20 protein-coding genes and 1 pseudogene are annotated in these 22,368 nt (G+C 72.8%); 8 read left to right on the plus strand and 13 right to left on the minus strand.

Translation table 11 applies throughout. From position 1 onward, the window contains the following. Nucleotides 1–7 precede the first annotated feature (7 nt). Nucleotides 8–916 carry an SGNH/GDSL hydrolase family protein gene (locus ACFY9E_RS37620; protein WP_390992503.1) on the minus strand — a complete coding sequence of 303 codons (909 nt, stop codon included), beginning with the start codon at nucleotides 914–916 and terminating at the stop codon, nucleotides 8–10. Nucleotides 917–1,123: 207 nt separating this feature from the next. On the opposite strand from ACFY9E_RS37620, the gene ACFY9E_RS37625 reads away from it, so the two are divergent. Further along, nucleotides 1,124–1,921, plus strand: a complete 798-nt coding sequence (locus ACFY9E_RS37625) for a VOC family protein (RefSeq protein ID WP_390992506.1) — start codon at nucleotides 1,124–1,126, stop codon at nucleotides 1,919–1,921. A gap of 41 nt (nucleotides 1,922–1,962) precedes the next feature. Then, complete coding sequence (locus ACFY9E_RS37630) at nucleotides 1,963–2,673, plus strand: RNase H family protein (protein WP_390992509.1); 711 nt, start codon at nucleotides 1,963–1,965, stop codon at nucleotides 2,671–2,673. Here the strand turns inward: ACFY9E_RS37630 and ACFY9E_RS37635 are convergent, their stop codons facing one another. Both ACFY9E_RS37635 and ACFY9E_RS37640 read right to left on the minus strand, forming a co-directional pair. Continuing rightward, nucleotides 2,674–3,495, minus strand: a complete 822-nt coding sequence (locus ACFY9E_RS37635) for a tyrosinase family protein (RefSeq protein WP_390992511.1) — start codon at nucleotides 3,493–3,495, stop codon at nucleotides 2,674–2,676. Nucleotides 3,496–3,527: 32 nt separating this feature from the next. Continuing rightward, nucleotides 3,528–3,890 carry a tyrosinase family oxidase copper chaperone gene (locus tag ACFY9E_RS37640; protein ID WP_390992514.1) on the minus strand — a complete coding sequence of 121 codons (363 nt, stop codon included), beginning with the start codon at nucleotides 3,888–3,890 and terminating at the stop codon, nucleotides 3,528–3,530. A 340-nt stretch (nucleotides 3,891–4,230) separates the two neighbouring features. Between ACFY9E_RS37640 and ACFY9E_RS37645 the strand changes: the two genes are divergently transcribed. From ACFY9E_RS37645 to ACFY9E_RS37655, 3 genes are all read left to right on the plus strand, one after another. Beyond that, the gene (locus ACFY9E_RS37645; RefSeq protein ID WP_390992515.1) at nucleotides 4,231–5,460 is read left to right on the plus strand and encodes an FAD-dependent monooxygenase; all 1,230 of its coding nucleotides are present in this window, start codon (nucleotides 4,231–4,233) and stop codon (nucleotides 5,458–5,460) included. A gap of 73 nt (nucleotides 5,461–5,533) precedes the next feature. Beyond that, on the plus strand, nucleotides 5,534–7,060 hold the full coding sequence (locus ACFY9E_RS37650; RefSeq protein WP_390992518.1) for an MFS transporter: 1,527 nt from the start codon (nucleotides 5,534–5,536) through the stop codon (nucleotides 7,058–7,060). Further along, a complete protein-coding gene (locus ACFY9E_RS37655; RefSeq protein WP_390992521.1) occupies nucleotides 7,057–7,641 on the plus strand; it encodes a TetR family transcriptional regulator in 585 nt (194 codons plus the stop codon). Before ACFY9E_RS37650 ends, ACFY9E_RS37655 begins: the two co-directional genes overlap by 4 nt. Here the strand turns inward: ACFY9E_RS37655 and ACFY9E_RS37660 are convergent. Next, a complete protein-coding gene (locus ACFY9E_RS37660) occupies nucleotides 7,638–9,362 on the minus strand; it encodes a cholesterol oxidase substrate-binding domain-containing protein (RefSeq protein ID WP_390992524.1) in 1,725 nt (574 codons plus the stop codon). The two genes, ACFY9E_RS37655 and ACFY9E_RS37660, sit on opposite strands and share 4 nt — an antisense overlap. Nucleotides 9,363–9,500: 138 nt before the next feature. On the opposite strand from ACFY9E_RS37660, the gene ACFY9E_RS37665 reads away from it, so the two are divergent. Beyond that, nucleotides 9,501–10,484: an aldo/keto reductase gene (locus tag ACFY9E_RS37665; RefSeq protein WP_390992526.1), complete on the plus strand. Its 984-nt coding sequence runs from the start codon at nucleotides 9,501–9,503 to the stop codon at nucleotides 10,482–10,484. Between the two features lie 10 nt (nucleotides 10,485–10,494). Here ACFY9E_RS37665 and ACFY9E_RS37670 read toward each other — a convergent pair whose 3' ends face one another. From ACFY9E_RS37670 to ACFY9E_RS37685, 4 genes and pseudogenes are all read right to left on the minus strand, one after another. Then, nucleotides 10,495–10,842 (minus strand): hypothetical protein, encoded by a 348-nt coding sequence (locus tag ACFY9E_RS37670; RefSeq protein WP_390992529.1) that lies wholly within the window; start codon nucleotides 10,840–10,842, stop codon nucleotides 10,495–10,497. A gap of 581 nt (nucleotides 10,843–11,423) precedes the next feature. After that, nucleotides 11,424–12,112 (minus strand): annotated as a pseudogene (locus tag ACFY9E_RS37675) (DUF2238 domain-containing protein); the annotation flags it as partial. Nucleotides 12,113–12,203: 91 nt separating this feature from the next. Further along, nucleotides 12,204–12,629 (minus strand): SsgA family sporulation/cell division regulator, encoded by a 426-nt coding sequence (locus ACFY9E_RS37680; protein ID WP_390992532.1) that lies wholly within the window; start codon nucleotides 12,627–12,629, stop codon nucleotides 12,204–12,206. Between the two features lie 62 nt (nucleotides 12,630–12,691). Next, entirely contained in the window at nucleotides 12,692–13,732 is a 1,041-nt protein-coding gene (locus ACFY9E_RS37685) for a hypothetical protein (protein WP_390992534.1), read from the minus strand. A gap of 148 nt (nucleotides 13,733–13,880) precedes the next feature. Here ACFY9E_RS37685 and ACFY9E_RS37690 point away from each other — a divergent pair, with 148 nt between their 5' ends. Continuing rightward, nucleotides 13,881–14,576: a hypothetical protein gene (locus ACFY9E_RS37690; protein WP_390992536.1), complete on the plus strand. Its 696-nt coding sequence runs from the start codon at nucleotides 13,881–13,883 to the stop codon at nucleotides 14,574–14,576. Here the strand turns inward: ACFY9E_RS37690 and ACFY9E_RS37695 are convergent. Then, nucleotides 14,473–15,444, minus strand: coding sequence for a TIGR03557 family F420-dependent LLM class oxidoreductase (locus ACFY9E_RS37695; RefSeq protein ID WP_390992538.1), 972 nt, complete (start codon nucleotides 15,442–15,444; stop codon nucleotides 14,473–14,475). The two genes, ACFY9E_RS37690 and ACFY9E_RS37695, sit on opposite strands and share 104 nt — an antisense overlap. A gap of 73 nt (nucleotides 15,445–15,517) precedes the next feature. Between ACFY9E_RS37695 and ACFY9E_RS37700 the strand changes: the two genes are divergently transcribed. Further along, entirely contained in the window at nucleotides 15,518–16,969 is a 1,452-nt protein-coding gene (locus ACFY9E_RS37700) for a serine hydrolase (RefSeq protein WP_390992541.1), read from the plus strand. Here the strand turns inward: ACFY9E_RS37700 and ACFY9E_RS37705 are convergent. The 4 genes from ACFY9E_RS37705 to ACFY9E_RS37720 form a co-directional block, all read right to left on the minus strand. Continuing rightward, nucleotides 16,961–18,616, minus strand: coding sequence for a protein kinase (locus ACFY9E_RS37705; RefSeq protein ID WP_390992544.1), 1,656 nt, complete (start codon nucleotides 18,614–18,616; stop codon nucleotides 16,961–16,963). The two genes, ACFY9E_RS37700 and ACFY9E_RS37705, sit on opposite strands and share 9 nt — an antisense overlap. A 342-nt stretch (nucleotides 18,617–18,958) precedes the next feature. Continuing rightward, the gene (locus ACFY9E_RS37710; protein WP_390992546.1) at nucleotides 18,959–19,918 is read right to left on the minus strand and encodes a pyridoxal-phosphate dependent enzyme; all 960 of its coding nucleotides are present in this window, start codon (nucleotides 19,916–19,918) and stop codon (nucleotides 18,959–18,961) included. A 174-nt stretch (nucleotides 19,919–20,092) separates the two neighbouring features. Further along, entirely contained in the window at nucleotides 20,093–21,229 is a 1,137-nt protein-coding gene (locus tag ACFY9E_RS37715; RefSeq protein ID WP_390992548.1) for a polyprenyl synthetase family protein, read from the minus strand. Beyond that, the gene (locus ACFY9E_RS37720; protein ID WP_390992550.1) at nucleotides 21,226–22,281 is read right to left on the minus strand and encodes a tetratricopeptide repeat protein; all 1,056 of its coding nucleotides are present in this window, start codon (nucleotides 22,279–22,281) and stop codon (nucleotides 21,226–21,228) included. Before ACFY9E_RS37720 ends, ACFY9E_RS37715 begins: the two co-directional genes overlap by 4 nt. Nucleotides 22,282–22,368 lie beyond the last annotated feature (87 nt).

Genomic DNA, 22,368 nt, shown 5'->3' on the forward strand with positions numbered 1-22,368 from the left:
CGAGCCGTCAACGCGCCGCCTGTCGAACGGTTTTGGTGACCTCCCGGGCGATGCGCAGGATGCCGGGGGAACGGACCGGGCAGGGCTTCGGCGTGGACGTGGTGGGGGCCAGGCAGAAGTGCAGGTAGTCGTCGTCGCGGTGCAGTGCCGTGCGGTCGCGGCCGGGCTGTGTGCACAAGCCGGGGTGGCCACGCTCGTAGGCCGTGCACGGCAGGTACTGCGTCCAGGCGTAGCGGCCTGTGGCCGGGCTCACCGCCTTCCCGGCGTCCGCCACGAGGTCGCCTGAGGCGGCGGCCCGCTTCTCGTAGAGCGCGTTGACGCGCCGGACCCGCTCGGGCGTGATCGGGTCCGGGCCCTGTGACACCCACACGATCCGCGGGCGGTCGTCGCCCCCGGCCGCGGCGATCTGCTCGGTGAGCCGGCGCGCGTCGGCGTCGTAGCGGCTGAAGTACCGGGCCGGGTCCTTGTCGTAGGTGATGCCGTCCATGCACGGCGTGTAGCCCCAGGAGTTCCCCCAGAACTGCAGGACCACGACGTCGGGCCGCAGCCTGCGCACCAGCGCGGCGGCCTTGTCGGCGGCCGGCACCAGGGACCGCTCGGCCGTGCCCTCCAGGTAGTCGCACAGGGTCGTCCCGGAGTACGGGGCACCGGTGTAGCGCGCCTTCAGGTCCCGGCGTAACTCCTGCCCGAGGACCTTCTGGCCCTCCATCGCCAGCGAGTCCCCGAGGTAGAGCACCGTGGGAGCCCGCTTCGGTTCGGGGGCGGGGGAGGCGGCGGAGGCGGGGGCGCGCTGGTGGGTGGCGGCCGACGCACCGGGTGCGGTCGGCGCCGGCTCCTCGGGTGCGGACGCGGGATCGCCGCACCCGCCGAGGAGCACCCCGGCCAGCAGAATCCCCACGACCCACGGCTTGCGCATACGGCAACTCCCGCCCCGGCCACCGAAACGGCACTCAGGCAAGCACAGCCGGGCCCCGGGGGGAAGACGTACGCCGGTCGCGATGGCCGGGACCGGCCGGTTCCGCCCCATAGGGGGCGGCGGGCACCCGCTCACCGCGCGGGCCGGCCCCCGGGTGACTAGCGTGAGGAAGCGGACGATCCCACTCATGCGGAGAGGGCCGTGACCATGGCCGTGCAACCTGAGGGAACCCCCTGCTGGGCCGACGCGATGTTCGGCGACCTCGAAGGGGCCAAGAGCTTCTACGGAGACGTGCTGGGCTGGACCTTCGCCGAGGCGTCGGCGGACTTCGGCAATTACACGGAGGCCTACGCCAACGGCAAGGCGGTCGCCGCCGTCGTCCCGCCCATGCCCGGCCAGGAAGGCCTGTCGCAGTGGTGCCTGTACTTCGCGTCGCAGGACGCCGCCGCCACCGCCGCCCGGATCGGTGAGCACGGCGGTGAGGTGCTGATGGAGCCGATGCGGGTCGCCGACTTCGGCACCATGTGCCTGGCCCGGGACCCGAGTGGCGTCGTCTTCGGCGTCTGGCAGGCGGGCACGCACGAGGGCTTCCAGGTGATGGGCGAACCCGGCGCCTACACCTGGGCGGAGGTCTTCACCCGCGAGCCGGAGAAGTCCGACGCGTTCTTCCCCGCCGTCTTCTCCTACCGGCAGCGGGACATGGAGGACGGCGAGATGAACTTCCGGATCTACGACCTGGGCGAACACACCGTGCTGGGCCGGATGAAGATGACGGAGGAGTTTCCGCCCGAGGTGCGGCCGTACATCAACGTCTACTTCACCGTCGAGGACTGTGACGAGGCCGTGGCGAGGGCCGCCAAGCTCGGTGGCGTCCTGCGGTTCGGTCCGATGACCACGCCGTTCGGCCGGTTCGCGGCGATCAGCGACCCGCAGGGTGCGAACTTCTCGGTGATCGACACCTCGACGACCGAGGGAGAGATGCCGAAGCTGACCGACGTGGGGTAGGCGCCCGGACCTCGCGGCCGGACGGCCCTCGCGGCCATGGCATGATCGAGCGCATGCGTGAACGTGTTGTGGCCGCGTGTGACGGGGCTTCCAAGGGAAATCCCGGGCCCGCGGGCTGGGCCTGGGTCGTCGCCGACGCTTCCGAGACGCCGGAGCGGTGGGAGGCGGGGCCGCTCGGCAAGGCCACCAACAATGTCGCCGAACTCACCGCCCTGGAGCGCCTGCTGGCGGCGACCGACCCGGACGTGCCGCTCGAGATCCGGATGGACTCGCAGTACGCGATGAAGGCCGTCACCACCTGGCTGCCCGGCTGGAAGCGCAACGGCTGGAAGACCTCCGCCGGCAAGCCGGTCGCCAACCAGGACCTCGTCGTGCGCATCGACGAACTCCTGGACGGCCGCTCGGTCGAGTTCCGCTACGTCCCCGCCCACCAGGTCGACGGCGACCGGCTCAACGACTTCGCCGACCGTGCGGCCAGCCAGGCCGCCATCGTCCAGGAGCCGGCGGGCAGCGGCCTCGGCTCCCCGGAGCCGCCGCCCGCCCCGGACACCCCGGCGAAGGCTCCCCAGTCCCGCCCGCGCGGCGGCGCGGCCCGCACCGCCAAGGCGGCGGGGAAGGGGTCCGCGCGCACGATCAAGGCGAAGTTCCCCGGCCGCTGCCAGTGCGGCCGCCCCTACGCGGCCGGCGAGCCCATCGCCAAGAACGACAGCGGCTGGGGCCACCCGGAGTGCCGCACGGGCGCGACCGTCTGATCAGACGTCGAACGTGTAGTGCGGCGTGTGGTCGAGCAGGTCCGCCGGACTCGTGTCGTGCCACGGCCGCATCGTCTCGTTCAGGTCGATCACGTTCGGCGTGCCCGCGGCGGGCAGATAGACGGAGCCGGGGTGCCGGCGCTGCCACTCGGCCCACAGCTTGTCTATGTACGCGTGGTGCAGCCAGAACACCGGGTCGTTGGGGGAGACGCCGGTGGCCATCTGCCCGCCGACCCAGACATGGACGCGGTTGTGCAGATTGACGCCCCGCCACCCTTCGAGGTGGTTGCGGAAGCCGTCCGAGCCGCTGTTCCAGGGCGCCATGTCGTACGTGGACATCGCCAGCACCGACTCGACGTCGGCCCGCGTCGGCAGTTCGCGCGTCCCGGAACCGAGGGAGCGCCGCAGGAAGGTACGGCCGTCGACCCGCACGTTGATCGGCCAGTTGCCGCCGGACGCGGAGAACGCGCCGTCCGTGACCCGGCCGTCCCGCTCCCGCCCGGTGCCGCCGAGGAAGTCGGGCGCCCACAGCGAGGCGCGCGGGGTGCGGTCGACGGTCCAGTCCCAGTAGGGCAGTGTCACCGACGCGTCCACCGACTGCAGCGCCCGTTCGAACTCCAGGAGGAATCTTCGGTGCCAGGGCAGGAAGGACGGTGAGCGGTGCCCGGTCCGCTCACCGTTGTCGGTGTCGGAGACGATGAACGCGTTGTGCGTCGTGACGAATTCGTCGTAGCGGCCGCTGCGCTTCAGCTCCAGCAGCGCGGCGACGAAGCGCCGCTTCTCGTCGGCGGTCAGGGTGGACTGGTTCTTGCGGACAGCCATGTGCGGGTGCTCCAGATGCCTTGCGTGGAGGGTCAGTTGGCGGGGAAGGGCAGCAGGGGCGCGCCCTGCAGCTCGTCCACCGCGGCGCGGGCGGCCGCGCGCGGGGTGGCCACCGGGTCGTAGTGGCTGACGACGCTGATCCAGCTGCCGTCGGCGTTGCGCATCACGTGCAGCTCCACACCGTCGACGAACACCGCGTATCCCGCGCCGTGATGGTGGTGACCGGACCCGGCCGGCCGGCCCTGTATCCGGCGGCCCTTGTAGACCTCGTCGAAGGTCCCGGGGGAGTCGTGGTGTCCGGCGGCCGAGGCCGGCATGGTGGCTGACAACGTCCCCGCGCTCGCGGTGAGGACGGCCGCCGCGGTGAGCGCGCGGCGACGGCTGAGTTCCGGCACAGGGACCTCCTGTATCGATTCGGCTGATGACCCCGCATGCCTACCGGCCGGCCCGCTACCGGGAGAAATCCACGCGAGCCGGTTGGCTGTGATCAGGGCAATTCCCCTCATGTCGTGCAAGGTTGAACGAAGATGATCTTGTCGCGCGAGGTCCGCGCGCGAGGGCGGAAGGGGAAATTCCACCCGCAGGGAGCGCGGTGCCGGATGTTTCTGCCGGTGCGGTCCATCGCCCGTGGCAGGCGTCACACCGCAAGACTGGCGCGATTCGGCGGTCCGGTCGGCGGTGCCCGCATGCTGCTACTCTGCGTCGGCAATCGACAGCTCTCGGTAATTGTCAGGGGTGTGCGTGAAGGTCGCCTGTGTCGGCGGCGGGCCCGCCGGTCTGTATCTCTCGATCCTGCTCAAGCGGCAGGACCCGTCCCACGACGTCACCGTCCACGAACGTGACCCGGAGGGCTCGACCTACGGCTGGGGGGTGACGTACTGGCGCGAACTGCTCGACCGGCTCCACGAGCAGGATCCCGAGTCGGCGCGCGTCCTGGACGCCGATTCCGTCCGGTGGAGCGACGGGGTCGCCCACGTCCGGGACCTGACAACCCGGCACCGCGGCGATCAGGGCCACGGCATCGGCCGCCACCGGCTGCTGGAGATCCTCGCCGGCCGGGCGCGCGACCTCGGTGTCCGCCTGGAGTACGAGCGCGAGATCACCGCCGGAGAACTGCCCTCCGACGCCGACCTGATCGTGGCCGCCGACGGTGTCCGCAGCGCCCTGCGCACCCACCGCTCCGCGCACTTCGGCACCCGGCTCACGGCCGGGCGCAACCCGTACATCTGGCTCGGCACCACCAAGGTCTTCGACGCCTTCACCTTCGCCTTCGTGGAGACCGGCCACGGCTGGATCTGGTTCTACGGCTACGGCTACGGGCCCGACCGCAGCACCTGCGTCGTCGAGTGCGCGCCCGAGACCCGGGCCGGGCTCGGACTCGACCGGGCGAGCGAGGCCGACGGACGCGCCCTGCTGGAGCGGCTCTTCGCCGATGTCCTCGACGGTCACCCCCTGCTGGGCCGCCCCGGCGGCACCCCGTGGCAGACCTTCCGCACCCTCACGAACGACACCTGGCGGCACGGCAACCTCGTCCTGCTCGGCGACGCCGCCCACACCACCCACTACTCCATCGGCGCCGGCACCACCCTCGCCCTGGAGGACGCCATCGCCCTGGCCACCGCGCTGCGCGAGCACTCGGATCTCCCGCAGGCCCTCGCCCGCTACGAACGGGAACGCAAGGCGGCCCTCCTGCCCGTGCAGAGCGCGGCCCGCTACAGCGCCCAGTGGTACGAGAACCTGCCGCGCTACATGGACCTGCCCCCGGAGCGCATGTTCGCCCTGCTCGGCCAGCGTCACTCGCCCCTGCTGCCCCATGTCCCGCCCCGGCTGTACTACCGGCTCGACCGGGCGGCGGGGCGGCTGGAGCCGCTGCGCCGGTTCAAGCGCTGGCTGGGTCCGAAGGTCGCGCGGACGGTGCACGCGCGGGCGCTGTCCTCCCGAGAGCAGCCCGTGAGTCCTGGGTGAATTGCCATTCACCGGCTATGGTGAATTGCCATTCACCCCGCGCCCTCATCCGGCGCCGCCCGCTGGAGTGCCGATGGACCGGACCGCCGCGATACGCAAACCGCCCCGTGCGAACACCGTCCGGGAGCGGCTCACCGTCCCGGTGCTCGCGTTCGGCGGCATCCTCATGGCCGTCATGCAGACCGTGGTCGTACCGCTGCTGCCCGACCTGCCCCGGCTCACCGGCGCCTCGGCGGGCGCGGTCTCCTGGATGGTCACGGCCACCCTGCTCTCCGGCGCCGTCCTCACACCCGTTCTCGGCCGGGCGGGCGACATGTACGGCAAGCGGCGCGTCCTCATGGCGGCCCTGGGGCTGATGACCGCCGGCTCGGTCCTGTGCGCCCTGACCTCCGACATCGCCGTGCTCATTGCCGCCCGCACCCTGTCCGGAGCCGCCGCAGCGGTCGTCCCGCTGTCCATCAGCATCCTGCGGGACGAACTGCCGCCCCCGCGCCGGGGATCGGCCGTGGCGCTGATGAGCTCGACCGTCGGCATCGGCGCCGCGCTCGGCCTGCCCCTGGCCGCGGTGATCGTCCAGTACGCCAACTGGCACACGATGTTCTGGGTGACCAGCGCCCTCGGTGCCCTCGGCGTCACGCTGGTGCGGTGGGCGGTGCGCGAGTCGCCGGTGCGTGAGCCCGGCCGGTTCGATATCCCCGGCACACTGGGGCTCGCCGCCGGGCTGGTCTGCCTGCTGCTCGGGGTGTCTCAGGGCGGGCCATGGGGCTGGGGCAGCGGGCGGGTCCTGGGTCTCTTCGCCGCCTCCGTCGCCGTGCTCGCGCTGTGGTCGTGGCAGCAGCTCCGGACCGAACGGCCGCTGGTGGACCTGCGGTTGGTGAGGCAGCCCCGGGTCGGCCTGTCCCATGTGGCCGCGCTGCTAGCCGGGTTCGCGTTCTACGCCAACACCCTCGTCACCGCCCAGCTGGTGCAGGCACCGGAGGCCACCGGGTACGGGCTCGGGCTGTCCATCGTCGCCACCGGCCTGTGCCTGCTGCCGAGCGGCATCGTCATGCTGCTGCTGTCGCCCGTCTCCGCCCGGATCTCCGCGGCGCACGGGCCGCGCGTCACCCTGGCCCTCGGGGCGACCGTCATCGCGGCCGGGTACGCCGTGCGCATCGCCGACAGCCGCGACCTGTGGATGATCATCGCGGGGGCCGCGGTCGTCGCGGTCGGCACCACCCTGGCCTACTCGGCGCTGCCCACCCTCATCCTGCGGGCCGTGCCGCCCCGGCAGACCGCCTCCGCCAACGGCGTCAACGTCCTGATGCGCACGATCGGCCAGGCCGGCTCCAGCGCCGCCGTGGCCGCCGTCCTGATGCACCACGCCGGCCCGGTCGGCGGTGTCCCGGTGCCCACCCTGCACGGCTACCTGCTGGCGTTCGCAATGGCCGGCACGGTCGCCCTCGTGGCCGCCGCGGCGGCGCTGTGCATCCCCGGCGACTCCGCGCAGGACGTCACGGACGGAACGGACGAAACAGATGGAACAGGCGGAACGGGTGGTCCGGATCGGGCCCGAAACCGTACCCGGGGCGCGCGGAACGAGGCGATGGAGGGAGCATGAGTGGCGTGAGCACTCCACCCGTCACGCCCACACCCGCCCGCAGGGACGCCGAGTCGACCAAGGCGGCCATCCTGAAGGCGGCCCGGTACCTGCTGGCCCGGCACGCGCACGGCGACATCACCCTCAAGACGGTCGCCGACCGTGCCGGAGTGAGCCCGCCGCTGATCCTCAAGTACTTCGGCAACAAGGACACGCTCTTCGCCCGGGTCATGTCCTTCGAGACCGACGCCGACGCCCTGCTGGCCGCGCCGCTCGGGGAACTCGGCCCTCACATGGTCCGGCACGTGCTGGTCAGCCAGTCCGAGCAGGGAGCCGACCCGCTGCTGCGGATCGTGTTCGCACCCCTGCACGGCGAGCAGGGCGACATCCTGCGCGCCAACTTCCGCACCCAGGTGACCGACCGCCTCACCGACCGCCTCAGCGGCCCCGACGCGGGCCTGCGCGCCGAACTGGCCGTCGCCACCCTGCTCGGCCTGGGCGTGATGTACGGCATCGCGCGCGGCAGTGAACTGAGGGCGAGCACCGTCGACACGCTGGTGGACCGGTACGCCCCGACCGTGCAGGCGTACCTCTCCCCTTAGCCGAACAGCCGGTCCAGGAAGGCGTTGCCGTACACCCGGTGCGGGTCGAGCCGGTCCAGCACCGCGTCCGCCTCCGCCCACGCGGCAGGGCCGACCGCCGCCGGAACGACGTCGCCCAGCACCTCCTCGTCGCTCCACACCCCGTCGTCCGTGTACGCCCAGCCCTTGGACCACTCCACCCGGGTGAGCGCGAACCCGCCGTCGAAGGCGCGCAGCAGGAACCGCTCGATCTCGCGCAGGAACGCCTCCGCGTCCGGCGTGCCCGGCAGCGTCAGGATGTCCAGCCACACGGCCGTGTCCCACTCGGGGTGGTCCTCGGGCGGCCGGAGGGCCGACAGCAGCGGCGGACGGGCCCCGGCCACTCCCGTGTCGCCCGGGTCGTCCAGTCCGGTCACCCGGATCTCCACGGAGCCGTTCACCGGGAAGCTGCCCCGGGCGGAGTAGGCCGTCAGCCGCTCGCGGTAGAACGCGGCGAACTCGGAGACCACCCGCTGCACCCGGTCCCGCGAGGTGAGGACCGCGTAGCCGTTGGCGTGCACGCGCAGTGTGGTCGGCTTCAGATAGAGCAGCGTGTTCTTGGACGGTCCCCAGAGGTCGGCGGACAGCGTCGTCACCAGCCCGAGTGCGGCGGCCTCGTACTGCGCGGTGCCGAGCACCGGCGCCAGGTACCAGGCGGCCTCCGACGTCATCCGGCCGACCAGCGCCGCCACCGGTCCCGGGATGTTGTCCGAGAACGGGTAGTTGTACGGCCGGGTCACCTTCCGCGAGGTCAGTGGCCGGACCGGGGAGACGCTCCACACCTTCAGCCAGGGGTGCTCGGTGAAGGCGAACCAGATCGCCTCGACCCGGCCCGCCTCGTCCAGGAAGCTCGCGAAGGTCCGCCCGTCGCCCGAACCGGGCGCGGCGAACAGCTCCCCGGCCGGGATGTCCGTACGGCTCACGCACCTGAGGTCGGTGTTCGCGCCCACCCGCAGCACCACCTCGGTCACCAGGGACCGCCCGAGATGGGTCAGCAGCGCGGCACAGTCGGCCTCGTCGCGGTGGAACGTGCGCAGCACGTACGCGTCGGCCCCGGGGTCCCACACGACCGCCGTGAGCGAGAGGACCAGATTGCTGAGCGAGCCGTACGTGTGCCCGGGCCGCCGCCGCTCGCCCCGCGCGGGTACGGCGGTGCCGTGCGCGTCGACGGCGAGGGCGCCGCCCAGGGTGAGCACGCCGGGAGCGGGGGTGGCCGTGACGCCGAGGCCGTGCTCCTCCAGGAAGGTCAGCAGCGTCTCCAGGGTCACACCGGTGCCGGCGCGCACGGCGGTGGGGGAGTCCAGGGCCAGGCCGGTGAGATGGGGTGCGGTGTCGACGAGGAGGACCGGCGCCCCGGACGGCGTCCCCTCGGTGACCGTCAGGGGCGACCAGCCGTGGGAGGCGCCCCGGGCGCGTACCCGCCAGCCGTGCCGCCACGCCCAGTTGACGACGGCGACCACCTGGTCCGGGTCGCCCGGCGCACAGGCCCACAGGCCGTCGGCGGTGATCTCGCCGACCCAGTTCCGGTACGCCGAGCGGTACAGCGCGACATCGGCGGGGAAGTCCGGCAATTCCGTGGCGGCGACCGCCGGATCCGCCGGCAGGCCGGGCACGACGGCCAGTGCGGCGGCGGTGAGGAGGAAGCCCCGGCGGGTCCAGGGCGACGCGTCCGAAGGGTGGTTGTTCGCTGAACCAGTGGTCACGTCAAGCACGCTAGAGGCCGGTTGACACGTGACGCGTTCCTGTCGCATCGATTCACTCGTGTGAGTGAATTGAGCCGGGTGGGCAGGCCGGAGCGATCCGTTCCGCGCAGCGCCTCTGCGGATGACAGACTGACGCCCATGGACGAGCGCACATTCGACAGATCGGGTCAGCACGCCTCCGTCGTCGGTCTGGGTACCTGGCAGCTGGGTGCCGACTGGGGGGACGTCGACGACAAGGAAGCCCTCTCGGTGCTGGAGGCGGCGGCCGAGGCCGGGGTCACCTTCTTCGACACCGCCGACGTGTACGGCGACGGCCGCAGCGAGCAGACCATCGCGGCGTTCCTCAGCGGCCGCCCGGACCTGCACGTCATGGTCGCCACCAAGATGGGCCGCCGGGTCGACCAGATCCCCGGGAACTACGTGCTCGACAACTTCCGCGCCTGGAACGACCGCTCCCGGCGCAACCTCGGCGTCGACCGCATCGACCTCGTGCAGCTGCACTGCCCGCCGACGCCCGTCTACTCCACGGACGAGGTGTTCGACGCCCTCGACACCCTGGTCGAGGAGGAGCGCGTCGCCGCCTACGGCGTCAGCGTCGAGACCTGCGCGGAGGCGCTGACCGCGATCGCGCGGCCGAACGTGGCGAGTGTGCAGATCATCCTCAACCCGTTCCGCATGAAACCCCTGCGCCAAGTGCTCCCGGCCGCCCGCGAGGCGGGCGTCGGCATCATCGCCCGCGTCCCCCTCGCCTCCGGCCTGCTGTCGGGCAAGTACACCCGGGACACCGTCTTCCCGGAGAACGACCACCGCACCTACAACCGGCACGGCGAGTCCTTCGACGTGGGCGAGACCTTCTCCGGCGTCGACTACGCCACCGGTGTGGAGGCGGCCGCCGAGTTCGCGGCGCTCGCCCCCGAGGGATACACCCCGGCCCAGCTGGCCCTGCGCTGGATCGTCGAGCAGCCCGGCGTCACGACCGTCATCCCCGGCGCGCGTTCACCCGAGCAGGCACGGGCCAACGCGGCCGCCGCCCGCCTCCCGCAACTGCCCGGCGAGACGCTGGCGGCGATCAGCGACCTCTACGACCGGCGGATCAAGGACCAGGTCGAAGGCCGCTGGTAGAAGGCCCGGCTCACGGCTCCAGGAGCAGCTGCCTCTCCTGCTCCTGGTCGCCGGAGGCGGCGCCGTCGTCGCGTGCCGTGAAAGCAGCGGTGAGGGTGTCGCTCGCCCGCCGCACGGCCTCCGGGCTGCCCTGCACGGTGACGGTCACCGGAGCCGACAGCCGGTCGGACCCCTGGCCACCGCCATCGCCGGGGCCCGCCTGCGCCTCGCCGCCGAAGGTCGCCGTGTGCACCGTCGCGTTGTCGTCGGCGGGACGCTCGTCCGGCGCCCCGAACGTGCCTTCCAGGGCGCGGACGACCGCCCGCGCGTCGTCGGCGCCTCCGCCGCTGAGCGTCACGGTGAGCTGCGTACCGGACATGCGTCCACGACCTCCTAGAACTCTGCGTCATTCGCGCCGTCCGTGTAACCGTCCCCTGATCGCTCAAACCGTCACGGAGCCCGGGAAGACGCGTCGTTACGGGGAACCCGGGAAAGAGGAGGGCTCAGGTCTCACACCGGGAGGAACAGTGGCGGACGCGTCAGAGGGCGGGATCATGCGCCGGGGGCGCAACGAGACGGAGGACGAGAGAGCGGACCGGATGTGGCAGGAGCTCATCCAGGAGGTCCGCGTGGCACAGATGGGTGTGCAGATCCTGTTCGGCTTCCTGCTCACCGTGGTGTTCACCGAGAAGTACGAAGAGCTCTCCGCCACCGACCAGACGATCTACCTCGTGACGGTCGTACTCGGCGCCTGCGCGACCGGGGCCCTCATAGGCCCGGTGTCCCTGCACCGCCTCGTCTCCGGCCGGCGCGTCAAGCCCCAGGCGGTGCGGCTGGCCTCCCGGCTCACCCTGCTCGGCCTCGTGCTGCTGCTCGCCACGACGACCGCCTCACTGCTGCTCATCCTGCGTGTGGCGACGCACGACGGTTTCGTGCCCTACCTGGTCGCCGGCGTGGTCGGCTGGTACCTGCTGTGCTGGTTCGTCCTGCCGCTGTGGACCCGGTACCGGCACACGTCGAGGTGAGGGCGCCTTCGCCAGGTACCGGTCGTGCACCCGGCCGAGCAGCAGCACGGACGCGCTCGCCCCGAGCAGCGCGCAGAACATGTCCCACTGCGTGTCCCAGACATCGCCCTGAGTGGCAAGGAAGGCGTCCGCCGCGTGCCCACCGGCCACGGCGGCCGCCCACTCGAGCATCTCGAAGACGGCGCTGAAGGCCAGGCACGCGCACACGGTCAGCGGCGCGAGCCAGCGGCTGCCGCGCAGCGGCGAGGTACGCACCAGCAGCTCGCGCACCAGCACGGCCGGCACGAAGCCCTGCATCAGGTGGCCGAACCGGTCGTAGGGATTGCGGTCCAGGCCGAGGGAGTCCCGGATCCAGTCGCCGAGCGGCACCTCGGCGTACGTGTAGTGGCCGCCCACCAACAGCACCACGGCGTGGGCGGCCAGCAGGCAGCACAGCAGGTTCGTCAGGGGCAGACGCCGCCGGAGCAGCACCAGGAGCGGCAGACCCACGACGACCCACACGACCTCCAGGAACCAGGTCGTGCGGTCGTGCGGGTTCCATGCGGACAGGACCAGCGCCGCGAGCACGCCCCACGCGAGGGCGGCGGGCAGCGACGGCCGGGGACCGGGACGTGGGTTCGGCACTGCGGACACGGCGGGCTCCTCTCGCGGGAGCCCATCGTCCTGGCGGGGGCAGGCCCTCGGCATGAGTACGCCTACTCATACCGGCCGTGCATCAACTCCCGGCGATGACGTCCGCCAGGAAGTCGTCGACATGGACCTCCTCGCAGCCCGGCGCGACCACGTCGTAGGTCTCGCGCAGGAACGCCGCGAACCCGGGCGCCCACGCGAACACCACCGCGTGGTGCCGGCCGCCGTCGGGACGGGCATCCCCGAGGAACTCCATGCGCAGCTCCCGCCACATGCCCCGCGACTCCGGGCGCATCCGCACGTCGCCCACACCGACCGGACGCCGCAGCGCGTCCCCGAGCATCTCCCGGTCCAGCTGCCACCGGGCGAGAACGCGGCCGTCATGGCTGAAGACCACGGTGACGGCGAACGGGTCCGCGGCGTCGTAGCTCAGGTGGGCGAGCACGGAGAAACGGTCCGTGTCGCCTGCCTGGAGCTGCACCACCAGGGTCTTGTGGACGAACGAGTTCACGAGGGGGCCTCCGGGAAGAACCGACGTAGAGACCTCTACTACCCCCGATCCGGCCGGAATGCTCAGCCGACCGGGTGATTCCCGCGAGCGCCCCGCAGCGACTCGATGCATACGGAGACGGCCCGCTGGAGCTCCTCCAGGCGCTGCACCATGTCGTCCTCGTAGAACTCCCCGGCGTCGTCGAAGGTGAGCTCCTCGAACACCTTGGTCGCCTTCTGCAGGCTGCTGTAGAACTTCGTGCGCCGCTCCTGCACCCGCAGCCCCGGGTCGGCCTCCACGACCTCGACGACGCGGGACTTCATCGTGTCGTACGCCTCGGCCGCCCACTCGCCGGCGTCCTCGCCCTCGTCCAGCTCGTCGATGAGCGACAGGTGCCGCTCGGCCTCCTGCCGCAGGTCGGCGGGTGCGTCGACGGTCTGCCCGGCGGGCGTCTTGATCTGGCCCGACTCGGCGATCTGGCGCACGTATCCGATCCGGTCCGCCGCCCTGCTCTCGCCGGCGACGGCCTTCTTCAGCTCATCGGTGCGCACCACGTCACGGGCCAGCTCCGACTGGAGGCCCGGGTCCTCGCGGACGCGGTCCAGCAGGGCCTGGCGGGCCGCGCGGGCGGTGGCGGGGTCGGCGAGAATCGCGGCGCGCAGGGCGGTGGGGTTCTCCGCCACTTCCAAGGCCTTCGTGGGCCGGATGCCCTCCGCCTCGGCGGCCTCCGAGATGGCGGTGCCGCGCTCGGAGGCCGCGCTGCTGCGGGAGACGTAGTAACTCAGCCACACGTCCGCGTCCGGCAGGTCCACCTCCTGGCCCGGTGTCAGCGCCTCGAAGTGCGGGACCATCCCGTCGTCGGCCGCCCGGTCCCACGCCTTGTAGTAGCGCATGACCCGCTCCGGGGAGCAGCCGGCGAGTTCCGCGAAAGCCTTCGCGGACACCTTCGGCGTCTCGTCCGCGCCCTGACCGCCGGGGCGCACGCTGCGCGCCACCTTCAGACCGAACGCCCACCCTCCGGTCCGGGCGTACGCCCCGAACTCCCGCGCGTCCCGCGCGACCGGGTCGGAGACGGGCGCCGGGGCAGCGGGGGACGTCTCGGGCGGGGTGATGGCTACGGTCACGGACGACTCTCCTGAGGTGGGGCAGATCGGACGGCACGAGGTGCGGGCGGAAGCCTAGCGGCACCCGCTGACCTCGCCGTTCACCCCCCGCACGGCCCGGCCGAAAACCGCTGTCCCGGCCGGGCGCGGGTGCGCGAGGATGCCCGGCATGGTGCGACAGGAGGCGGATGCGGTGCTGCGCCGCTGCGCGGAGTGCGGCGGCTACGCGTACGGCGGTGCCCCCGCCTGCGCCCTCTGCCGTGACCTCGTGGACGACATCGTCGAGGCGGAGTGGGCCGCCTTCCTGCGCCAGTGGGACACCCCCGCGGGCGGTGACCAGGAGCGCGCCCTGGCCGAGATGGTCGCGGCCGAACCGGACCGGCACGACTGGCGGCTGGTGGACGCCGCCCTCGACCGGCTGGTGTGCCCCGACTGCGGTGACCGGCTCACCCGCGGCCCGGCCGGCTGCCCCTCTTGCGACCGGGCACACGGCTACCGCTACGCCGCGATCGAGACGGACCGGCCCGGTGTCCCGCCCGGCAACGAGCACGCGATCCGGGTCAACGTCTCGGTGGTGCGCAGGCCGCAGGTCACCTCCGAGAGCGAAGTGCTCGTCCGGCGCCTGCTGCTGCCCCTCCTCCTGGCCGGGTTCCTGCCCACGACCGAGGAGGCCCAGCGGATGAGCGCGCTCGTGAAGAAGAGCCCCCCGGGGCGGAGGGCTCAACTGGTCGAACAGGCCGTGCAGGCGCTGGCCGAGGACTTCAGCCGAACGCGTCGCGCAGCGCGGGCAGCAGGGTCTTCTCCGACCAGTCCAGGTACGCCGGCTGCGTGTCACCGCCGATCTGAACGAGGGCGATCTCGGTGAACCCGGCCTCGGCGTACGGGCGGACGGCCTCGACGAACGCGTCCGGGTCGTCACCGCACGGGATGGACTCGGCCACGTCGTCCTCCGTGACGAACTGGGTCGCCGCCTCGAAGGAATCCGGGTGCGGAAGCTCCGAGTTGACCTTCCAGCCGCTCCCGAACCAGCGGAACTGGGAGTGGGCCCGCTTGACGGCCGTGTCCCGGTCCGGGTCGTAGCAGACGGGCAGCTGGCCGACGCGGGGCTTGCCCTGACCGCCGTGCCGGTCGAACGCCTCCAGCAGCCCGGCCTTGGGCTCCGTGGCGATCACCAGGTCGCCCAGCCGGCCCGCGAGTTCACAGGACCGCTCGCCGGAGACGGCGATGCCGATGGGCGGCGCCTCGTCCGGCAGGTCCCACAGCCGGGCCGACTCCACGTCGAAGTGCGTGCCGCGACGGTTGACGTGACCGCCCTCGAAGAGGGCGCGGATGATCTCCACGGCTTCCTCGAACATCTCGTGCCGCACGTCGACGGACGGCCAGCCGCCGCCCACCACGTGCTCGTTGAGGTTCTCGCCCGAGCCCAGCCCGAGCCGGAAGCGGCCCTCGGACAGCAGTTGGAGGGTCGCCGCCTTCTGCGCCACCACCGCGGGGTGGTAGCGGAACGTCGGGCACGTCACATACGTCATCAGCGGGATACGTGACGTGGCCTGGGCGGCCGCACCGAGCACGGCCCACGCGTACGGCGAATGACCCTGCGAGCGCAGCCACGGGAAGTAGTGGTCGGAGGTCACCGAGAAGTCGAAGCCCACCTTCTCGGCCCGCACCACATGGTCGACGAGCTCTCGGGGGCCGGCCTGTTCGGTCATCATCGTGTATCCGATTTGCACCATAACCGGCGAGTCCCCTGACCGAGAGCCCGGAAACGGCTCGATCGAGGTCAGCCGACGGGTGCAGGATGCACGCATGAGTGCTTCCGCCCTGCCGACGTCCCCTCCCGCCGCCCAGGGGGTCGACGCCTCCGGCGTCCAGGCCTTCCTCGACGCCCTCGAAGCCGCCCCCGAGATCGAGCCGCACAGCCTGATGATCATGCGGCACGGGCACCTGGTCGCCTCCGGCTGGTGGGCGCCGTACACCGCCGAGCGTCCCCATCTGCTGTACTCGCTCAGCAAGAGCTTCACCGGGACCGCCGCCGCCCTGGCCGAGGCCGAGGGGCTGCTCGACTTCGACGCGCCGGTGATCTCGTACTTCCCGGAGTTCGAGGCGGACATCACCGATCCGCGCAGCCGGGCCATGCTCGTCCGGCACGTGGCCTCCATGGCGAGCGGTCACCGGCGGGACACCATCGACCAGGCCTTCGGACGGGACGTCGCCGAGCCCGTCCGGCAGTTCCTGCTGCTGCCCCCGGACGGCGACCCGGGCACCGTCTTCGCCTACAACCAGCCCGCCACCTACACGCTCGCCGCGATCGTCCAGCGGGTGACCGGGCAGCCGCTCACCCGGTATCTGCGGCCCCGGCTGCTGGACCCGCTGGGTATCGGCGAGGTGGCCTGGCTGCGGGACCGCACCGGCCGCGAACTCGGCTTCAGCGGTCTGCACGCCACCACCGACGCCGTCGCCCGGCTCGGACAGCTGTATCTGCGTGACGGGCTCTGGGCGGGTGAGCGGCTGCTGCCGCGGGGATGGGCGGCCCGGGCATCGCGACCCCGCACGAAGACCGCGGGAGCCATGGGAGACACGGACCGGCAGGACTGGGACCAGGGTTACGGCTACCAGTTCTGGACGTCCCGGCACGGCTACCGGGGCGACGGCGCGTTCGGCCAGTTCTGCCTGGTGCTCCCGGAGCACGACGCCGTGATCGCGGCGACCGCGGCGACCGAGCGGATGCAGGAGTACCTGAACCTGGTCTGGAAGCATCTGCTGCCGGCCTTCGGACCGGAGCCGCTGACCGATCGTGAGGCCGCCGACGCCGAGTTGCGCGAGCGCCTCGGCCGGCTCGCGCTGCCGCCCGCGCCGGGCCGGCCCGCGCCTGCGGAGGAGGACGGGGACTGGTCCGCCGCGCACTTCACGCCCTCCGCGGGCGCCGGACCGGTCCGGTCGGCCGGGTTCGCCCGGGACGCGGACGGCTGGACGCTCGCGCTCACCGGAGCGGCGGACCGCCCGGACCAGCCGGACCGGCTGGACCTGCGCCTCGCGGGGGAGGGCTGGACGGTCGCCGAGGAAAGCGTGCCGACCGCAGTGAGCGGCGGCTGGACCGAGCCGGGCACACTGGCCGTGGAGGTGGTGTTCCTGGAGACCCCGCACCGCCTGGCACTGACCTGCTCCCTGGCGGACCGGACGCTCACCGCGCAGTGGCGCACCCAGCCCCTGCACGGCGGCCGGTTCGCCTCCCTGCGCGCCCCGCGCGGCTCAGTCTGAGCCGGGCCGGAAGGTCTTGAAGAACGTGCGCAACGCCTCCTGGTTGGCGGCGTCGCCCCAGTCGGCGTCCGGGGTCGTCCAGCGCAGCGAGAAGCTCCGGCCGCCACCGAGCAGGAAGCCCCGGCCGTAGGTGTGCACGCGGGTGCCGTCGACGTCCGCCGTCCACTCCATGTCGGCGGCCTCGCGTCCCTGGTACGTCGTCGCGCGGATCGTTCCGATCCGGTCGTAGCCGTCGGCCCGTTTCAGGTTCGGCTCGACGTCGTCCCGCCACACGGCCACGGGGTCCGGGCCGACGCGTGCGCTGTAGGTGACGGCCAGCGTGCGGTCGTCACCCTGGGCGCCGAAGACGACCCGGTAGGCCAGATCGCCCTGACGGTCGGTGTCCAGCCGCTTCCAGCCCTCGGGGAGCGCGACGGAGAAGCCCTCCGCCGCCCGGTAGCGCTGGAAGCCGGGCGGCAGGGCCGTGGCCGGACCGGACGGCGTGGGCGTGGGCGTGGGGGTGGGCGTCGGGGACGACGGACTGGGAGTGGGGGAGGGGGACGGGGGCGGGCTGGGTGCCCCGGAGGGTTCGGGGCTGTCGCCGCCGGTGCCCTCGCCCGGCGTGGCGGCGGAGGCCGGCGGCCGGACCGGCGATCGGGCCGCGTCACTGCCGTCGTCCGTGCCGGGCAGCCCCTGGGTGGCGACGAGCACGGCGACCGCGACGGTGACGACGGCCAGGGCCGTTCCCGCCACCACGGTCCGTCCGCTCCACGCCGGGCTCCCCGGCAGCATCGCGGCGTAGGCGCCCCGCAGCCGCGGGACGGGCGCCGCGGCCAGGGCCGCCTCGGGGTCCTCTCTGAGCGCGCGGATCAGCGCCTCACGCACCACCGGACGGGTCAGCCGTTCCCGTGAGTCCTTGCGGAGCAGCCCCTGCACGACCTGGGTGAGCGGCCCGGCCCGCACCGGCGTGCGCAGCGGCAGCCGGTCCACGCCCTTGAGGGTGTTCTCCGGTCGCCCCCGGTCACGGAAGGGCGGACGCCCCTCGACCATCGTGTAGAGGATCGCGCCCAGTGCCCACAGATCGGCCGTGGGGCCGATGCGATGGTCGCGGGCCTGCTCCGGGGAGGCGTACGCGGGTGCCGTGAGGCGGGGGGCGAGGGTCGCGCCGGCCAGGCCGAAGCCGGTGACGACGACCGAGTGGTCCACGCGCACGAACACCTGGCCGGGGCTCAGCTCGCCGTGCGTGATGCCCTCGGCGTGCGCGGCGTCCAGCACGTCGAGCAGCCCGAGACCGATCCGTGCCGCCCGCACGTAGTTGAACGTGCCCTGCTCCGAGAGGAGTTCACCGAGCGGGGTGCCGTCGATCCACTCGTTGACGGTCCACAGCGCGCCACCCTCCTCGACGGCGTCGACGACCGTGGCGATCCGGCCCGGGCACAGCAGCGCCATGTTCTCGGAGGCGCGCAGCAGACGGGAGGCAGCCCGCCGCTCGGCCGCGCGCGGGTCCTCCGGAAGCCCGACCTGGGTCACGAGACACGGGCGGGAGATCTCACCGGCCGCGGTGTCCTCGGCGTACCAGCAGATGCGGTTGGTCTCGCGCTGGATGATCTCGAGCAGCCGGTACCGGCCGGCGACCAACTGGTGTGTGGAGACGTGCGCCCTGCCCATGGCCATCCCTCGCTGGAAACCTGGCTCTCACCTTTTCCAGAGGTACGGGGAGCGGGGCGGCCCGCGTTCAATCCGATCGCAACTGCGTGTTCATTCCTGTCTTTTGTTCAAGAGATGGGAGCAAGTGTGCGAAGAAAAGCGGTCTTTCAAGGGCACGGGTGCGGTTTCACCTCGGCCGTGCTGGGCACGGCGGGGCGCGGAGAATTCCCGCCCCCCGCCCGGGGATTCCCCATTCCGGGCCCCGCCTGGTGGTAACCGTCGGTAAATGCGGACGCGTGCGACCTCTGAACTCGGAGCCCTCCGATGAATTGCGCGGCGGATTCCCCGAGAGGTGCCGGGCCTTCAGCGCAGACCGAAGCGGCGCGACCAGGCGAACACGTCACCGGTCGTCGCGTTGCCCCCGCACACCACCAGGCCCAGCCGGGCCCCCTCGCCGACCCGCTCCATGACCTGCCGGGCGGCGGGCAGCAGACAGCCGGCCGCCGGTTCGGCCCACACCTTGGCGTGGTCGGCCAGGTCCAGGGAGCCCTGCACGGCGTCCCGGTCCGGTACCACGAGCACCTCGGTGACCAGGGCGGAGACATGGTCGTACGTCAGCTGCGAGACGGACGGGGCGCTGAGCGTGGAGACGATCGACGACAGGGCGACCGGCAGCGGGCCGCCCGCCGTCAGTGCCTCGGACATGGCCTGGGCGCCCTCGGTCTCCACGCCCCACACCCGCACCCCGGGCCGGCGCGCCCGCAGCGCCGCGGCGACCCCGGCGATCAGCCCGCCACCGCCGATGCTCACGAGTACGTCGGTGAGCTCACCGGCGTCGGCGGCGAACTCCAGCCCGACCGTGCCCTGTCCGGCGATCACCTCCGGGTCGTCGAAGGGGTGGACCAGGGTCAGGCCCTCCTGCTGGAGCCGCGTCATGAGCGCGAACGCGCCGTCCATGTCGTCGGTCAGCCGCACGGACGCGCCGGCCGCCTCCGCGATCTCCACGGCTCGGGCGGGCGCCGAGCGCGGCATCACCACGGTGGCCTTCACATCGAGGGCCGCGGCCATGACCGCGAGGGCGATCCCGTGGTTGCCTCCGCTGACCGCCACCACTCCGGCGGCCCGTTCGGCCTCGCTCAGGGACAACAGCTTCGCCGTGGCCCCGCGCGCCTTGAACGAGCCGGTGCGCTGGAGCAGTTCCAGCTTCGCGGTGACCGGGGCCCCGAGCAGTGTCGACAGCCCCGGGCTGTCCACGGTCGGAGTGCGCACGACGTGCCCGGCGATCCGCCCGGCCGCGGCTTCGATCTCCGAGATGCCGATCATGACTGTCATCCTTCCGGCGCGGGGTCGCGGAGCACGCCGAGTCGAACCCTGACGTGCGGAGGGGGTTGAGGTCAACGTGGTATGGGGGGCAGGGCCGGGCCGCGCGTGCGGACCGGCCCTGCCGTGCCGAGCGCCTCGCACCGGACGTGCCGAGGGCGGCCGTTCGCGTTCGGTTCACACCTCGCGCCGTACCAGGTAGCCGAGCAGCGACCGGAGTTCGGCGGCGGCCCCTGCGGCCAGCGGCACTCCGGCAAGGGCCGTCTCGACGGCGGTGATGTGCCGCCGCGCCTCGGCCATGGCCGCCGAGCGGCCGCCCGCCTCCTCGATCAGCGCCGCCGCCGTGCCGGGTGCGTCGCCGGATTCCAGGAGTGCGGCGATCCGGTCGCCCGCCGGGGAGCCGAGCGCCACCAGCACCGGGAAGGTCTTCTTCCGCTCGCGCAGATCACCGTGGACCGGCTTGCCGGTGACAGCGGGATCGCCCCAGATGCCCAGGACGTCGTCGACGATCTGGAACGCGATCCCCAGATGCCGGCCCACCCGGTCGAGCGCGCCGGCGGTCTCGGGGCCCGCGCCGCCGAGCACGGCACCGAGCGCTGCCGCGCACCCCAGCAACGCGCCGGTCTTGTGCTCCGCCATCGCCCGGTACTCCTCGGGCCGTACCCGCTCCGGTCCGGTCCAGGGACGGTCGGCGAACAGCAGGTCGTCCGCCTGCCCGCGCACCAGGTCGCCCAGTGCCGCGGACAGCGTCCGCACGGCCCCGCCCCCTCCCGGCTGCGCGGCGAGCGTCTCCACGGCCAGCGCGAACAGGGCGTCGCCCGCGAGCACCGCGGGCCCCGTGCCGTAGGCCTTCCACACGGCCGGGCGGCGGCGCCGGTCCGCATCGCCGTCCATGATGTCGTCGTGCAGCAGGGAGAAGGTGTGCACCAGCTCCACCGCGACGGCCGCCGCCACCCCGGCCCGCCCCGGCGCACCGGCCGCCTCCGCCCCGAGCACCGCGAGCGCCTGCCGTACGCCCTTGCCGCCGGAGGCGGTGGCCGGCGCACCGCCGACCTCGCACCAGCCGAAGGAATAGGCGGCCATCTCACCGACCCAGGGGTGCAGCCGGCCGACGGCTTCCTCCAGAGCGGGCCGGACCAGGGTGCGGCATCGGTCGAGAACCCGGAGTGTGTCGTCGGCACCGGCCAGGAGAGCGTGTGTCCCGCCCTGGTGTGCCGCTCGTCCCCCGCCACCGGACGGTCGCGTCCGCGTGGCCGGGGAGGCCGTCGTGGTGCCCCCGCGCGCCGCCTCCACCGTCGTGGGCAGCGCCGTCACCGTGTCGCCTCCGTCGCCCGCGCGTCCGCCGGTATGCCGAGTTCCTCGTGGGCGCGGGCCACCATGGTGCGGGCGTGCTGCAGGCCGATGCGCTCCAGCAGGCCGGCGAGGTCGGCCAGTTCGGCCGCCGTCTCGGCGCGGTCGCGGCCCAGCCGGGCCAAGGACTTGGCGAGGCCCAGCCGGGACAGGGCCTCCCCGCGCGGCTCGCTCATCTCGCGGAACTCCGCGAGCGCCTGCTCGTACAGCTCGCGCGCCTGCGCGTAACGGCCCGCCCGGTACAGGACGTTGCCGCGCATCTTGTGGTTGTAGGCCAGCGCACTGGACAGCCGCATCGCCCGGCAGGTCGTCTCCGCCTCGCTCAACAGCTCAAGGGCCCGCTCGGTGTCCCCGTCACGGACCGAGACCACATCGGCCAGCCCGCGCAGTGCCCAGGCGTGACCGCGCCGGTCCTCGGCGCGAGCGGCGATCTCGGCGGCCTCCTCGAACAGGGCGTACGCCGTGTCGTGACGCCCGGTGTTGCGGTGCATCTGCGCGATGCCCTCCAGCGCCCACACCGTGTGCCGTGCCTCCCCGCGCCGCCGGGCCTCGGCGAGCAACTGCTCGTGCAGCCGCTCGACGGCCTCGTAGTCCCCCTGGATCCGTCCGGTCTCCGCCAGGCCTGCCAGCGAGTAGCCGCGGGCGACGACGTCCCCGCCGCGTTCGCCCAGGTCGGCCGCCAGCTGGAGCAGCCTTCGGGCCAGCGGGAGCGCGCCGCGCTGCCGGGCCAGCGTGCCGCCGCTCCACAGCGCCCAGGCCATCGCCGCGACGTCGCCGGCCTGCCGGGCCGCGCGGTAACTCGCCTTCCAGGCCCGGTCGGCGTCCTCGACCCGGCCCAGCCGGCGGTGCGCCTCGGCCACCGCCAGTCCGGAGCGCGCCGCCTCCCCGGGCTGTCCGGCACGCTCGGCGGCCCTCAACTGCTCGGTGCCGGCGGCCAGGACGTCGGTCAGCGAGGAGTTGACGGACAGGGTGGTGAGCGCGCCCTGGTACTCCGGGGCGAATGCCTTGCCGTACATCGATGCCTTTCGGTCTGTATGCACCCCATGTATACACAGTGCGTATACATGGCGTGTATAGAGGGGTGGAAACCTGCCCTGGCCCAA

Origin of the sequence: Streptomyces sp. NPDC012466 (assembly GCF_042955215.1) — a bacterium.
Taxonomy (GTDB): domain Bacteria; phylum Actinomycetota; class Actinomycetes; order Streptomycetales; family Streptomycetaceae; genus Streptomyces.